Raw genomic sequence first — 14,387 nt, 5'->3', positions numbered from 1 at the left:
ATCCCCAGGGCGCCGGAACATGCCAGTGTGGTCGCCACAGAACGCGCGCCCGAGCCCGAAAGGCAGCACACCATGGCCCCTTCCGAGACTTCCGAGACGTCCGAGACTTCTGAGACTTCCGAGACGGCAGCCCTCAACCCCGCCGCCCCCCTGGCAGCCATGCCCTTCGCGGCACAGCTGGGCATCGAACTCCACGAGGCCGCCCCCGACCGGGCCGTGGGCAGTCTGGCCTGGTCACCGGAGGTCTGCACCGCGGGTGGAGTCATACACGGCGGGGCTCTGATGGCGCTGGCCGACTCCGTCGGCGCCGTCTGCGCCTATCTCAACCTCCCGAAGGGCGCCGGGACATCCACGGTGGAGTCCAAGACCAACTTCCTGCGGGGAGTGGCCTCCGGACGAGTCCACGCCGCGGCCCGCCCCCTGCACGTCGGCGGCACCCTCATCGTCGTACAGACCGATCTGCGCGACGACAAGGACCGGCTGGTGGGACAGACCACCCAGACCCAGATCGTGCTCGCCGCGAAGGGCGGCGCCACGAGCTGACCCCGGACACGGCCGACGCGGCCTGCACTCCTTACGAGCGCAGGCCGCTTACGCCCGCAGGCCGCGCAGCAGCAGTTCGCACACCTCCGCGAAGTCCGCGTCGATCTCCGGGGCCAGCCACTCCGACGCGTACATGGGGTCGTGGAAACGCGCCGTCGCGTCCCACAGCGCCCGCGCCGTGGCCGCCGCGTCGCGCGCGGCGAACTCGCCGTCCGCGACCCCGCTCGCCACGATCGTGGCGAGCTGCTTCAGCAGCGTCGTGAGATAGCGGGCGACGGTGCCGCTGTTCTCGCGGGCCAGCTCCATGAAGGTGGCGAACAGCTCCGGGTCGTCGCCGGCCTTGCGCCGCTTGGCCGCGAAGAGGGCCGCCAGCCAGCGCCGCAGGCGGTCCTCCGCGGGGCCTTTGCCGTCGGCGATGGCCGACAGCTCGTCGTGCTCCCGGTCGAGCCACCGCTCGGTGACCGCCTCGCGCAGCGCGGCCTTCGTGGCGAAGTGGCGGTAGACGCTGCCGTGGCTGACCCCCAGCGCGCGGGCGACGTCCACGACCGTGGCCTTGGCCGGGCCGTAGCGGCGCAGTACGTCCTCGGTGGCTTCGAGGATGCGGGCGGGGGTCAGGGGATTCTCGGGCGGCGGCATCAGGTCCCTTACGTCATCGGCTACTTCTCGCTGTCGAGGTGGGTCATCTGCTCTTCCGGATAGCGCGTGCCTGCCGCGGCGCCGGCCGGAACGGCCTCCTCGATGGCGGCCAGGTCGTCGGCATCGAGCGTAACCTCCAGCGCGCCGAGCGATTCCGCCAGGCGGTCGCGGCGGCGGGCGCCGACGAGCGGGACGATGGCGGCGGGCTGCCGGGCGTTCTGGGCCAGCACCCAGGCGATGGCCGTCTGCGCGACGCTGACGCCCTTGCCGTCGGCGACCTCGCGGAGCGCGTCCACGAGGGCGAGGTTGCGGTCGAGGTTGTCCCCGCTGAAGCGCGGACTGTAGGCGCGGAAGTCGTCGGCGGCGGCCTTGCGGTCCCGGCTCCAGTGGCCGCTGATCAGGCCGCGCGAGAGCACTCCGTACGCGGTGATGCCGATGCCCAGATCGCCGCAGACGGGCAGGATCTCGTCCTCGATGGCCCGGTCGAGCAGGGAGTACTCGATCTGGAGATCCACGATCGGGGCGGTGGCGGCGGCCCGGCGGATGGTCTCGGGGCCCGCCTCCGAGAGGCCGATGTGGCGTACGTATCCGGCCTGGACGGCCTCGGCGATGGCGCCGACCGTCTCCTCGATGGGCACGGCGGGGTCGACGCGGGCGATGCGGTAGATGTCGATGTGGTCGGTGCCCAGACGCTGCAGGGAATAGGCGAGGAAGTTCCCGACGGCTTCCGGGCGGCCGTCGTTGCCGCGCCAGCCGCCCGCCGGATCGCGCAGGGCGCCGAACTTCACGCTGGTCAGGGCCTGTTCGCGCAGGGCGGCGGGGGCGGTGCGAAGCGCCTCGTTGATGAGCAGTTCGTTATGGCCCATGCCGTAGAAGTCGCCGGTGTCGAGGAGGGTGATCCCGGCGTCGAGCGCGGCGTGGATGGTGGCGATGGACTCGGCGCGGTCGGCGTCGCCGTACATGCCGGACATGCCCATACAGCCGAGGCCGAGCGCGGAGACCTGGGGGCCGGTGGTGCCAAGGGTGCGGGTCTGCACAGGACGCTCCTCGGGACGGGGGTGGGGTGCGCCCAGGAAGCATGACATGCACAGCTGACAGATTTCAATCTTTGTCAGCCATTCAAGCCGTGCGTGTCGCGTGCCTCACAGGCGCCCGGTCAGCGCCTGTGCCGCGACGGCCAGAAAGTCCCACAGATGCTGCTGGCGGCGGTCCTCGACCACGGCGAGGCAGGTTTCGTACGACACGGCGTCGGTCACCGACCGGTGTACCAGGTCGGGACGGGAGTAGTAGCGCGCGACGCTACGGGGCACCAGGGCGATACCGACCCCGGCCGCGACAAGCTCAAGCTTCTCCTCGATCGTCGCAGCGCACCGCCGCTCGCCGCCCAGGATCGCCTCGCCGTCGAGATCGGCGTGGGCGAGCCGGCGCCGGGACGCCAGGGGATGGACGGCGGGCAGGCAGACGACCTTCGGCTCGCTGCCGATCGGGACGGTGTGAAGCCCGTCCGCGTCGAAGGGGTGGCGGAGATAGCCGACGTCGGCCCGGCCGTCCCGTAGCGCCTCGGCCTGCTCGTACCAGTTCAGGCGGAGCAGTTCGATCTCGACGCCGGGGTGCTCGTGGGCGAACGCGCGGACGGCGGTCGAGACGCTCAGCCCGGGCGTGAAGCCGACGACCAGGCGGTGGGCGCCGCGCGCCGCGCTGTGCACACGGCGGGTGGCGGCGCGCGCGGCGGCGAGCACGTCGAGTGCGTCCTTCTGCAACTGCTCACCGGCCGGGGTCAGCCGTACGGAACGGGTGGTGCGCTCCAGCAGCGCGCAGCCGAGCTCCTGCTCCAGCGCGCGGATCTGCCGGCTGAGGACGGGCTGCGCGATATGCAGCCGGTCGGCGGCCCGGCCGAAGTGCTCGAGCTCGGCGACGGCCACGAAGTAGCGCAGCTTGCGCAGGTCCAGATCCATACCCGGAGGGTATCAATGCGCGCGAAGAGGTATTGGACGAACACCCCTTTATCGGCGGAGAGTTACCTCCGCACGGCGTCCGGGAAGCCGGTTCGCCACTCATCAGGAGGCCCCTTCCATGATCGTCATCACCACTCCCACCGGCCAGATCGGGAGCCAGGTCCTTGAGAACCTGTTCGACAGCGGCGAGCCGATCCGGGTGCTCGTACGCGATCCCTCGCGGCTCTCCCCGCGGATACATGAGCGCGTCGAGGTGATAGCCGGATCGCACGGCGACTCCGACGTCATCAACAAGGCGTGCGCGGGCGCGGATGCCGTCTTCTGGCTCGCGCCGCCGAACTTCCGCACCAAGAGCCTCGATGCCCTCTATCTGGACTTCGCCAGGCCCGCGTGTGAAGCGTTCAAGAGCCAGGGCGTCAAGCGGGTGGTCGGCGTCTCGGCCCTGGGCCGCGGGGTGATCGCGAACGCCGGGCTGGTGTCGGCGTCGCTGGCGATGGACGACCTGATCGCGACCACGGGCGTCAACTTCCGGGCGCTGACGGCACCCTCGTTCATGGACAACTTGCTCCGCGAAGTCGACTCGATCAAGAACCAGGGCGTGTTCCACTCCCCGCTCTCCGGCGACCGCAAGCTCCCCACCTGCGCCACCCGCGACATCGCGGCCGTCGCCGCCGAACTGCTGCTGGACGACTCCTGGAGCGGACGCCACGGCGAGGTCCCGATCCTCGGACCCGAGGACCTGTCCAACGAGGACATGGCGCGGATCATGTCCGAGGTGCTGGGAAAGCCGGTGCGCTTCCAGTACGTCCCCGTCGAGGACTACACGGCGGCGCTCGCCGAAAACGGGGCGTCCGACGCGATGGTACGGGGCATGGCCGACATGATCGTGGCCAAGAACCAGGGCCTGGACAACGCCGAACCGCGCACCCCCCGGTCCACCACCCCCACCAGTTTCCGCCAGTGGTGCGAAGAAGTCCTCAAGCCGGCCGTCCTGGCCTGAACCCGGCCGGATGGGGTCGGCCGGATGGGGCCGGCCGCGTACGGCCGGGGCGGCAACGGCGGCACGTGCTCGGTCTTTTGACCGAGCCGACGGGCCGCCCGCCCTGGTCCCCGGCGCCCTGGTCCTCCCGTTCATCCGACCGATGACCACCGGCTCCGTCCGTGTCCACAATGCGGTGACGGATGAGACAAAGGAGCCGATCATGTCGTACCCCGAACCCCGCTATCTCGGCGAGAACGGCGAGGTCAACGCGGTCTACCGGCCGGTTGACAGCACGCCCGAGCTGGACTCCCCCACGGGCAACCGGACTCACTATCTGGCCACCCACGCCACCACCGGGGGTGAATTCGGGCTGTACCGGGTTGACATGGGTCCCAGGTCGCCGGGGCCCAGCACCCACTTCCACCGCTCGATCTCGGAGTCCTTCTTCATCCTGTCGGGGGCCGTGCAGCTCTACGACGGCGATCGCTGGATCACAGCGCGGTCGGGTGACTTCCTGTACGTACCGGTGGGCGGGTTGCACGCCTTCAAGAACGACTCCGACGACCCGGCGTCCCTGCTGCTGCTCTTCGCCCCGGGCGCACCGCGCGAGGAGTACTTCGAGCAGGTCGCGGAGATGACCCGGCGTGGCGGCAAGGAGCTTGAGGAGTTCCGCATCCGCCACGACAGCTTCTTTGTGGACTGAAGTCACTCGGCGGGGTGGTCGCCCCCGGTATCCCCGGCATCCCCGGCATCCCCGGCATCCCTGGTGACCGTCTCCAGATGGGCCGACAGGTCGTCGACCATGCGGCCGAGGAGAAGGACGAGGTCTCGCCGATCCGCGTCGGACCATCCGGACAGCGCATCGGCGAACCAGCCGTTGATGACCCGCAGATAGCGGTCGGCGAGCCGTTCGCCGGCCGCGGTGAGGGTGATCAGACGGGCCCGCTGGTCGTCGGGGTCGGCCACCCGTTCCACCAGGCCGCGCTGTTCCAGCCCGTGGATCTGGCGGGTGGCGTGCGGGCCGGCGACCTGCATGCGCTGGGCGATCTCCCCGACCCGCAGGGGCCGGTCGGCCGCGTCGAGGATGACCAGGATCGTCACGGCGGGCCGCTCCAGGGTCACCCCGGCGGCCGCGGTGGCCCGTTCGAAGAGCTGTCCGCGGCTCAGCGTGCCGCTGAGCCGGTTCATGGCGGGCAGCAGTCCCCTCAGCCCCTCGTTGTCGTGCGGCACGCGAGCACTCCCTTTGATAGTTACCTAAGTTAGGTATACGTTTGCCCTCGACCAGGCGGCGGCCCCGAGGGGCGTTCGCCTTGAATAAAGATACCTACGTTAGGTAAGGGGCGTCATGACCATGAGCGACGTACTGATCGTCGGCGCCGGACCCACCGGGCTGACCCTGGCCTGCGATCTCGCCCGACGCGGTGTCACCTGCCGCATCGTCGAGGCCGCCGAACGGCCCAGCACCGCCTCCCGCGCCAAGACCATCCAGCCGCGCGCACTGGAGATCGCCGACGACCTCGGCATCATCGACCGCGTCCTGCAGCTGGGGGCCATCAACGTCCCGACCCGGCGCTACGACCGGCAGCGCGTGATCTCCGAAGCCGTGGAAGTGGCCGTGGGCACAACGGCCCCCGACGTTCCGTACCCGCCGGTCTGGCTGTCACAGCCGCAGTTGGAGTCCGTCCTGCGCGACCGTCTTGTGGAACTCGGCGGCCAGGTGGAATGGGGCTCGGCCGTGAGCGACCTCCGCCAGGACGCCGACTCCGTCACCGCGACAGTACAAACGGCGGCCGGGCAGCGCGAGATTCGGGCGCGCTATCTCGTCGGCTGCGACGGGGGCCGCAGCGTCGTCCGGCAGCGGATGGGGGCCGTCCTGCGCGGCACCTCGCACACGGACCACCGCTGGTACCTCGGCGACGTATACATCAAGGACCTCGACCGGCACTGCCAGCACCTCTGGGCGAGCCCCGAGCACGGGATCCTGTCCCTGTTCCCGCTGCCCAGCACCGACGTCTGGCAGTTCCAGGCATCCGTCCCCGCCGACGAGCAGGAGTCCGGCACGCCCACGCTGGAGCTGTTCCGCCGGATCTTCGCCGAACGCGCGGGCCTGCCGAACGTAGATCTCCAGGACGCGGGCTGGCGTTCGCTGTACCAGATCAACGTATGCCTGGTCGACCGGTATCGCGTCGACCGGGTCTTCGTCGCCGGAGACGCGGCGCATATCCACTCGCCCGCCGGCGGGCAGGGCATGAACACCGGCATCCAGGACGCCTACAACCTGGGCTGGAAACTCGCCGCCGTGCTCGGTGGCGCCGACGCCGCCCTGCTGGACACCTACGAACGAGAACGCCGCCCCGTCGCCCAGGCCGTCCTCGACGACAGCACCTCCCGGATGCACGCGATGATGCGCGCCTTCGACGACGGCGACGGTTCGACCGCGCTGCGCGGCCTCACCGACGACTTCACCACCGGGCTCACCATCGCCTACCCCGACAGCCCGCTGACGACCCGAAGCAGCGGCCTCCAGGCCGGCGACCGGGCCCCCGACGCGCCCTGCCGTGACGCCTCGACCGGCCGCGAGCTCCGCCTCTTCGACCTGCTGCGCGGCCCGCACTGGACGCTGCTGTCCTTCGGCCGCGGCCACGGCACGGCCGCGTGGGATGCGCCCGTCCCGCTGCGCGCCTATCGGATGACCGACGACCCGACGGCGACCGGTCCCGACACGGTCATCGACACCGACGGCCAGGCCCGCCGCATCTACGACATGCGCGAAGACGGACTCGTCCTCATCCGCCCGGACGGCTATATCGCCATGCGCGCCGCCGCCCACCAAGGCGAGGCGGCCGTACGCCACGCCACCGCGCTCGCGGCCCACCTCAGCCGAAGCCGCTGACCGCAGTCTTCCCCTCACGGCCGGACGGGCGGTTTCATGTACGGAACGCTGATCGACTGCGCTCAGCAGGCGCGAGGAGGTCCGAGGTTGTCCGCACCGTCCGGCCGCACCTTGTCCCATCCGGCCAAGTCCGCCCCGCTCAGATCCCGTACCGCCAAGCGCCGCACCGCCGGTCCCCGCGCCGCCGGTCCCCGCGCCGCCTGGTCACCCCGCACCCGCCGCCGACTGGCCGCCGACGCCGCCCTGCTCGTCGTCGCTGCGGCCTTCGTGCTCCCGCTGGCCTGGCTGGTCCTGGCCTCTCTCGACGGCGAGGCGACCCTACGTGTCTCCGCCCCCAACTCCCCCACGCTGGACAACTTCCAGGCGGTGTGGACGGACGAGATCACGTTCACGCCGATGCTCAACAGCCTGCTGCTGTGCGGCGGGGCCACCATCCTGACCGTGGCGTGCGCGGCCCTCGCCGCCTATCCGCTGTCCCGGTTCCGCTCCCGTCTCGTACGCCCGTATCTGCTGACGATCCTGTTCAGCACCTGTCTGCCGATCACCGCGATCATGGTCCCGGTCTACGGCCTGTTCGTACAGGTCGACCTGATCGACACGATGTACGGAACCGCGCTGTTCCTGGCCGCCTCGCAACTCCCCTTCGCCATCTGGCTGATGAAGAACTTCATGGACGGCGTCCCGGTCATCCTCGAAGAGGCCGCGTGGACGGACGGCGCGTCCTGGCTGCAGAGCCTGGTGCGCGTGATCCTGCCCCTGATGGGACCGGGCATCACGGTCGTGATGATCTACAGCTTCATCATGATGTGGGGCAACTTCTTCGTGCCCTTCATGCTGCTGCTCACCCCGGACCAACTTCCGGCGTCGGTATCCATCTTCACCTTCTTCGGCAACTACGGCCAGGTCGCCTACGGCCAGCTCGCCGCCTTCTCCATCCTCTACTCGACCCCCGTGATCCTGCTGTACGTGCTGATCGCCCGCCGGATGGGCGGCGGCTTCGCGCTGGGAGGCGCCGTCAAGGGTTGACCGAGGTTGACACTGATCAACCACGGCAATAGCTTTGCATTCAAAGATACTTTGCTTCCAAAGCAAACACGTCTGCGTGCAAGCTACCCGACCGAACGGAGATTCGTCATGCCTCACTTCACCGTGCAGATCCGCGAGGAAGAACTCGACGGAAAGACCGAGCCGAAGCTCATCCGCGCGCTGACCGACGCGGTGGGCGCGGTGTACGGCGAGCGGCTGCGCTCCGTCGCGGTCGTCGATCTGTTCGGCGTCCCGCGCGGGCGCCACGGCATCGGCGGAGTGCCGACCGAGGAGAACGCCCCTGCCATCACGCTGAGCATGCGCGAAGGGGCGCTGAACCACCCGGAGTTCGAGAACGCCCCCGCGCGGCTGATCTCGTCGATCACCGATGCCGTCGTCGAGGTCTTCGGCGAGTCCGTCCGCAAGCAGGTGTCCGTGGGCATCGTCGGCGTGCCCGCAGGACGTTCCGGGGTGGGCGGCGAGGTGGTCTGAACTCACCTGGCGGGCGCGCAGGCGCCGGGCGTGGTCACCCGGCCGGCGTGGTCGGCGCCTCGCATCCGTGGTGTTGGGCCGAGCGCTCCGCGAACGCCTTGAGCGCGGCACGCTCGTACGTCAGGTCCGGCTTGCGGCGGGTGTCGTCCTCGGTGCCGTCCGCGCGGACCAGGAACAGCGCGTCCTCGGCGCCGTCCGGGCAGGAGGCGCTGGCCCAGTAGGCGCTCTGGCCCAGCCGGCCCGAGGGTTCGTCGGCGGGGGTCGGGCCGTCCTGGGACGGGCTGTCGGAGTACTCGGCACGGGTCTCCTCCGCGTACGGGCCGTAGTACGCGTCGAGGCGGTAGCGCGGCGAGCCGTCCCGCGCGCCGAGGGCGCAGGCCTCGCGCGGCGCCCGGTCGCGGGCGGTCTCCCGGGCCGTGGACACCGCGGAGCGGGCGGCCGTCGGGACACCGGCGCAGGTGCCGTCGGCGCCGAGCAGCGGCTCGTACTCGTCCTCGTTGACCGGCAGGCCCACCGTACGGACCGGTTTGCCCAGGCTCGCGCCGCAGCCCCAGTGGTCGTTGGCCGCCTTGGCGGTGGCGGTCGCGGTGCGGACGAAGTCGGGGCGGACGGCGGGGTCGTCGAGGGTGACGCCGCTGAGCTCGGTCTCGACGGTGATCAGCAGACTGGTGCCGCCCTTGCCGCATTCGAGCAGTACGGCGGCGGTCCCCTCGCCGTCCTCGTTGTCGTCCTGCCGCACATTGTCCGTGCCGAAGACACCGGACCAGCCGTGGCCGAGGGGGACCGCGAGGGTGTCCCGCTCGGGCAGGGGGGTGTACATCCCGGCAATACCGTACGTGGTGCGGGGCCGCGGGCCGGCCTCAATGTTCACCTTGACGCTGCCCTTGCCATCGGCCGTCACCTCGCACCGTACGGCGAGGGTGTTGGCCCCGTCCCCGCCACTCCCGCCCTTGGCCTTGGCCTTGGCCTTGGCCTTGGCGTCGAACGTGCCCTTGGTGCGGTTGCTCACGCTGATCTCGCCATCGCCGAGCACCGCGCGGACCTCGTCCTTGGCCAGCACTCCGTCGCAGGCATCGTCGAGCGCCCGGTCGTCGCTGCCGGCGAACCAGACGACCGTGCCCGCCAGCGCGGCCAGCGCCACCACGGCGGCCGCGAGGCCCCACGCGCGACGGCGGGTGAGCCGGCCACCGAGCCACCCCGAAGGGCTCTCGCCGTCCTGACCGCCCTCCGGTCCATCGGGCCCCTCGCCGTCCGGCTCGCCGCGTCGCAGTCTGCTCAGTGCCATTCCTCGACCTCCCCCAGCACCTTCGTATCGCGGCACCCCGCCGACTTCGGCCAGCCGTCCGGCGCGCTCAGATAGCGGTCCAGCGCCGTGCGCGCCGCACGGGAGAGCTTGGCGCGGTCCTTGGCGCCCAGGGTGGCGGTCGCGCCGTCCTCGATCAGGATCGAGGGGATCACCGAGACGCGGTGGTAGGTGTCCCGGCCGCCGCACACCGAGCGTGCCCACAGGGCGAGTTGGGGGTCCTCGACGTAGGAGGAGATCCGGTCCTCGCCCTGAGCACCGTCAGTCCCACCGGCCTTGCCGTCGTCGCCCTTGCCGTCATTGCCCTTGCCGTCGCCGGCGGGCTTTCCCTGGTTCTGGGACACTCCCCACCCCGGCACATGGCCCTCGCGCTCGTACGAGTCGTACGCGGTCCGGCCGAAGATGCCCGCCCAGCTGGCCGCCTCGACGCCGGTGACCTGCCAGTCCGCCGGGTGGCTGCCGTCGTTCTTCTCGGCCTCCGAGTCCCAGGTGCCCTGGCAGGCGCTCAGCACCCGGGACTCCTGGAGGTCGCCGAGCGTGGTCCAGGCCCCGGGCATCACGCCGGGCAGCGAACGGGAGTTGATCCAGCCGCATTTGCGCAGATCGCGGCCGGGCTCCTCGATGCGCTCGGACCGCCAGTCGCCGTTTTCGTCGTGCGACTCGTAGGTGTCCAGCACCTCGGTCGGCGCCTTGAGCGGGGTGCTCCCGCAGCCCTGTGCCTCGGTGATGGCGTTTGCGACGTGGACGGCGGTGCGGAAGCCGGTGAGGGCGGCGGCCCGTTCGGCCCTGGACCGCTCCTCGCGCTCAGCGGCGTTGTCGGCCTCGTGATCGCCGTCGGTGACAAGTGCCGACACGTACAGGTCGGTCGTGGGCCGGACCCGGCCGCGCAGGCCGTCCACGCACTCGGTCACCAGCCAGGCGCCGCGCCTGCCGTACTGGCCGGTGGTGCCGGGGGCCACATAGGTGCCGTCGGTGTGGGCCATGCCCAGGAGATCTTCGGTCTCCATGCCCTCGGGGACGTCGGAGACCAGCGCTTCGGCGTGGACGGTGACGCCGTATCCGTCGCCCCACGACAGCGTGCAGTCGAGCAGCGACCGGCTTGTCCGGCGGGGTTCCAGCATCGTGCCGTGCTGGCTGAGCTCGCCCGCCCGGCCGTCGCGGACGAACCGCTTCAGGTCCGCGTACGGGAGGGTGCCGTCGCATGCCTTTCTCAGCTGGGCGCGGTTGGCCGTGAGATGGCCGCCGTCGCTGTCGCGGTTCACGACGACGAAGACCGCGACCAGCGCTATGACGATTACCACCAGGGCCGTGTGGCGCAGCCACACGCGGGCCCACAACCGACGCATCCCGCCCCCGCTCCTTCGTCCCCCTTGATCAGGTGATCAGATAACCCCGTTGATCAAGCCGGGACAGTACCAGAGCCCGTGTGGCGCACAGCAGGTGTCGTGCGGAGCAGGTGTCAGAAGACCGACTCGGCCTCGTCCATGCGGGGCACCGGAACCGTCTTGAGCTCGGTGACCGCCTCGGCGATCGGCACCATCTCGATGTCCGTGCCGCGCAGCGCGGTCATCATGCCGAAGTCGCCGCGGTGGGCGGCCTCGACGGCGTGCCAGCCGAAGCGGGTGGCCAGCACCCGGTCGTACGCGGTCGGGGTGCCGCCGCGCTGGACGTGGCCGAGGATGACCGGACGGGCCTCCTTGCCCAGGCGGCGCTCCAGTTCGGCGGCGAGGCGGTTGCCGATACCGGTGAACCGCTCGTGGCCGTACTGGTCGATCTCGCCCTTCTTGTAGTCCATCGTGCCCTCGGCGGGGTGCGCGCCCTCGGCGACGCAGATCACCGCGAACTTCTTGCCGCGGGAGAAGCGCTCCTCCACCATCTTCACCAGCGCGTCGATCTCGAACGGCCGCTCCGGCAGGCAGATGCCGTGCGCGCCGCCCGCCATGCCGGACTCCAGCGCGATCCAGCCCGCGTGGCGCCCCATGACCTCGACGACCATGACCCGCTGATGGGATTCGGCGGTGGTCTTGAGCCGGTCCATGGCCTCGGTGGCCACGCCGACGGCGGTGTCGAAGCCGAAGGTGCGGTCGGTGGCGGAGATGTCGTTGTCGATGGTCTTGGGTACGCCGACGATGGGCAGCCCGGCGTCGGAGAGCATCCGGGCGGCGGTGAGGGTGCCCTCGCCGCCGATCGGGATCAGCACGTCGATGCCGTAGTCGCGGGCGTGGTCCTTGGAGGTCTCACAGGCCTCGCGCAGCCGGGCCCGCTCCAGACGGGAGGAGCCGAGGATGGTGCCGCCGCGGGCGAGGATGCCCGCCACGGCGTCCAGGTCGAGTTTGCGGTGGCGGCCGTCGAGCAGCCCCTTGAAGCCGTCTTCGAAGCCGATGACCTCGTCGCCGTGGCCGGCCACGGCACGGTGGACGACCGAACGGATCACAGCGTTCAGGCCGGGGCAGTCGCCGCCTGCGGTGAGAACTCCGATGCGCATCGTGCTGTGTCTCCTGCTGCCTTCGGGTAGGTGTGAGCCAGTCCGATTGTTTCATGGGCCCGGTGGTGCTGTGTCCGTCTCTGTACCCGTACCTGAGGAGCGCTTTATCGATGCCCGCAGGTATTGTCAAGGGGACAGGGCCGCCGATACGGCCGTTTTTAGGGAAGTTTCGACCGCACTTCAGGTCCGAGTGCCGACCATCAGTGCCGACCATCAGATCGGAGCGCCAGGCGTGACGCGCAGCGTGTACGTGACCGGGATCGAGCGCGGCGACGGCCGCCAGGTCGTCGAGCTCGGGGTCATGGAGCTCCTGACCCGTCATGTCGACCGGGTGGGCGTCTTCCGCCCCCTGGTGCACGACAACCCCGACCGCCTCTTCGATCTGCTGCGGGCCCGCTACCGGCTGGGCCAGTCGCCCGAGTCCGTCTTCGGGATCACCTATGACGAGGCGTCCGCGCTCCAGGCCGAGCGGGGCACCGACGAGCTGGTGGCGCACCTGGTCGGCCGGTTCCACGAGGTGGCCCGCGAGTACGAGTACGTGCTGGTGCTGGGCAGCGACTACGCCGCGGCCAGCGGTCTCCCCGACGAGCTGGGGCTGAACGCACGGCTGGCCAATGAGTTCGGCGCCTCGGTGATCACCGTGGTCAGCGGCAAGGATCAGAGCGTCGAGTCGCAGGGCGCCGAGGCGCACAACGCGTACCGCGCCTATGAGGCGCAGGGCTGCGATGTCGTCGCCGTCGTGGTGAACCGGGTGGCCCCCGATGACCGGGAGGCCGTGGCCGAGCGGCTGCGGGACAAGCTCCCCGTCCCCTGCTACGCGCTGCCCGAGGACGCCTCGCTGTCCGCGCCGACCGTCTCCCAGGTGGTGCGCACCCTGGGCGCCGAGGTGCTGCTGGGCGACCATGCAGGGCTGTCGCGGGACGTACGGGGCTTTGTCTTCGGCGGCGCCATGCTGCCCAGCTTTCTGCCCGCGCTGACCGAGGGCTGTCTGGTGGTGACGCCCGGCGACCGCGCCGATCTGATCGTCGGGGCCCTGGCCGCGCACAGCGCGGGCGCCCCGCCGATCGCCGGGGTGCTGCTCACCCTGGACGAGCGGCCGGGGGAGGACATCCTGGCGCTGGCCTCCCGGCTGGCCCCGGGCACCCCGGTGGCGGCCGTGGCGGGCGGCAGCTTCCCGACCGCGGCCGAGCTGTTCGCGCTGGAGGGCAAGCTGACCGCCGGCGCGCCGCGTAAGGCCGAGACCGCGCTCGGCCTCTTCGAGCGGCATGTGGACACCGCCGAGCTGACCAACCGGATCTCGGTCGCCCGCTCCGGCCGGGTCACCCCGATGATGTTCGAGCACGAGCTGATCGAGCGGTCCCGCGCGGGCCGCCGCCGGGTCGTGCTCCCCGAGGGCACCGAGGAGCGGGTGCTGCGCGCCGCCGATGTGCTGCTGCGCCGCGATGTGTGCGACCTCACACTGCTGGGCGGGGAGGACGCGGTCCGCAAGCGCGCCGCCGAGCTGGGCATCCAGCTCGCGGACGCGCAGATCATCGATCCGCAGACCTCGCCGCTGCGCGATCGCTTCGCCGAGCTGTACGCGCGGCTGCGCGCCCATAAGGGTGTCTCGTACGAGCTGGCCTACGACGTGGTCGCCGACGTCTCGTACTTCGGCACGCTGATGGTGCAGGAGGGCCTGGCCGACGGCATGGTCTCCGGCGCCGTGCACTCCACCGCGGCCACCATCCGGCCCGCCTTCGAGATCATCAAGACCGCGCCGGGCGCCCAGATCGTCTCCTCGGTCTTCTTCATGTGCCTGGCGGACCGGGTGCTGGTGTACGGCGACTGCGCGGTCAACCCGGACCCGGACGCCGAGCAGCTGGCGGATATCGCCATCCAGTCGGCGACGACGGCCGCCCAGTTCGGTGTGGAGCCGCGGATCGCGATGCTCTCGTACTCCACCGGCACCTCCGGCTCCGGCGCGGATGTCGACAAGGTGCGCAAGGCGACCGAGCTGGTCCGTGAGCGCCGCCCGGACCTGCTGGTCGAGGGCCCGATCCAGTACGACGCCGCGGTGGACGCGGCCGTCGCGG

14 protein-coding genes are annotated in these 14,387 nt (G+C 70.8%); 7 read left to right on the top strand and 7 right to left on the bottom strand.

Translation table 11 applies throughout. The features are described from left to right. The first annotated feature begins 72 nt into the window (after nt 1-72). Nucleotides 73-543, top strand: a complete 471-nt coding sequence (locus tag CCN51_RS00100; protein WP_014176314.1) for a PaaI family thioesterase — start codon at nt 73-75, stop codon at nt 541-543. Between the two features lie 48 nt (nt 544-591). Here CCN51_RS00100 and CCN51_RS00095 read toward each other — a convergent pair whose 3' ends face one another. From CCN51_RS00095 to CCN51_RS00085, 3 genes are all read right to left on the bottom strand, one after another. Then, entirely contained in the window at nt 592-1,179 is a 588-nt protein-coding gene (locus CCN51_RS00095; RefSeq protein WP_014176315.1) for a TetR/AcrR family transcriptional regulator, read from the bottom strand. Between the two features lie 20 nt (nt 1,180-1,199). Continuing rightward, on the bottom strand, nt 1,200-2,216 hold the full coding sequence (locus tag CCN51_RS00090) for an aldo/keto reductase (protein ID WP_014176316.1): 1,017 nt from the start codon (nt 2,214-2,216) through the stop codon (nt 1,200-1,202). Between the two features lie 105 nt (nt 2,217-2,321). Beyond that, complete coding sequence (locus CCN51_RS00085; RefSeq protein WP_014176317.1) at nt 2,322-3,134, bottom strand: LysR family transcriptional regulator; 813 nt, start codon at nt 3,132-3,134, stop codon at nt 2,322-2,324. A gap of 118 nt (nt 3,135-3,252) precedes the next feature. Here CCN51_RS00085 and CCN51_RS00080 point away from each other — a divergent pair, with 118 nt between their 5' ends. Further along, the gene (locus CCN51_RS00080) at nt 3,253-4,134 is read left to right on the top strand and encodes an NmrA family NAD(P)-binding protein (RefSeq protein WP_014176318.1); all 882 of its coding nucleotides are present in this window, start codon (nt 3,253-3,255) and stop codon (nt 4,132-4,134) included. Between the two features lie 202 nt (nt 4,135-4,336). Further along, complete coding sequence (locus CCN51_RS00075) at nt 4,337-4,819, top strand: cupin domain-containing protein (RefSeq protein ID WP_043486742.1); 483 nt, start codon at nt 4,337-4,339, stop codon at nt 4,817-4,819. Nucleotides 4,820-4,821: 2 nt separating this feature from the next. Here CCN51_RS00075 and CCN51_RS00070 read toward each other — a convergent pair whose 3' ends face one another. After that, nucleotides 4,822-5,346 carry a MarR family winged helix-turn-helix transcriptional regulator gene (locus CCN51_RS00070; RefSeq protein ID WP_014176320.1) on the bottom strand — a complete coding sequence of 175 codons (525 nt, stop codon included), beginning with the start codon at nt 5,344-5,346 and terminating at the stop codon, nt 4,822-4,824. A 121-nt stretch (nt 5,347-5,467) separates the two neighbouring features. On the opposite strand from CCN51_RS00070, the gene CCN51_RS00065 reads away from it, so the two are divergent. The 3 genes from CCN51_RS00065 to CCN51_RS00055 all read left to right on the top strand — a co-directional run bounded on the left by CCN51_RS00065 (nt 5,468) and on the right by CCN51_RS00055 (nt 8,527). Beyond that, nucleotides 5,468-7,009 carry an FAD-dependent oxidoreductase gene (locus CCN51_RS00065; protein WP_202948300.1) on the top strand — a complete coding sequence of 514 codons (1,542 nt, stop codon included), beginning with the start codon at nt 5,468-5,470 and terminating at the stop codon, nt 7,007-7,009. 87 nt (nt 7,010-7,096) lie between these two features. After that, nucleotides 7,097-8,035: a carbohydrate ABC transporter permease gene (locus tag CCN51_RS00060; protein WP_014176322.1), complete on the top strand. Its 939-nt coding sequence runs from the start codon at nt 7,097-7,099 to the stop codon at nt 8,033-8,035. A gap of 108 nt (nt 8,036-8,143) precedes the next feature. Beyond that, entirely contained in the window at nt 8,144-8,527 is a 384-nt protein-coding gene (locus CCN51_RS00055) for a tautomerase family protein (RefSeq protein WP_014176323.1), read from the top strand. A 34-nt stretch (nt 8,528-8,561) separates the two neighbouring features. On the opposite strand, the gene CCN51_RS00050 is transcribed toward CCN51_RS00055, so the two are convergent. From CCN51_RS00050 to CCN51_RS00040, 3 genes are all read right to left on the bottom strand, one after another. After that, nucleotides 8,562-9,812: a hypothetical protein gene (locus CCN51_RS00050; RefSeq protein ID WP_014176324.1), complete on the bottom strand. Its 1,251-nt coding sequence runs from the start codon at nt 9,810-9,812 to the stop codon at nt 8,562-8,564. Continuing rightward, nucleotides 9,803-11,176 carry a hypothetical protein gene (locus tag CCN51_RS00045; protein ID WP_014176325.1) on the bottom strand — a complete coding sequence of 458 codons (1,374 nt, stop codon included), beginning with the start codon at nt 11,174-11,176 and terminating at the stop codon, nt 9,803-9,805. The genes CCN51_RS00050 and CCN51_RS00045 overlap by 10 nt, the downstream gene beginning before the upstream one ends. Before the next feature lie 113 nt (nt 11,177-11,289). Continuing rightward, nucleotides 11,290-12,315, bottom strand: a complete 1,026-nt coding sequence (locus CCN51_RS00040; RefSeq protein WP_014176326.1) for a 6-phosphofructokinase — start codon at nt 12,313-12,315, stop codon at nt 11,290-11,292. A gap of 232 nt (nt 12,316-12,547) precedes the next feature. On the opposite strand from CCN51_RS00040, the gene pta reads away from it, so the two are divergent. After that, nucleotides 12,548-14,387: phosphate acetyltransferase (pta, locus tag CCN51_RS00035; RefSeq protein WP_086859161.1), on the top strand; the 1,840-nt coding region annotated here is incomplete at its 3' end.

Source organism: Streptomyces milbemycinicus, from assembly GCF_002154605.1.
Lineage (GTDB): Bacteria > Actinomycetota > Actinomycetes > Streptomycetales > Streptomycetaceae > Streptomyces > Streptomyces milbemycinicus.
This window is presented reverse-complemented; position numbering and strand designations above follow the sequence as displayed.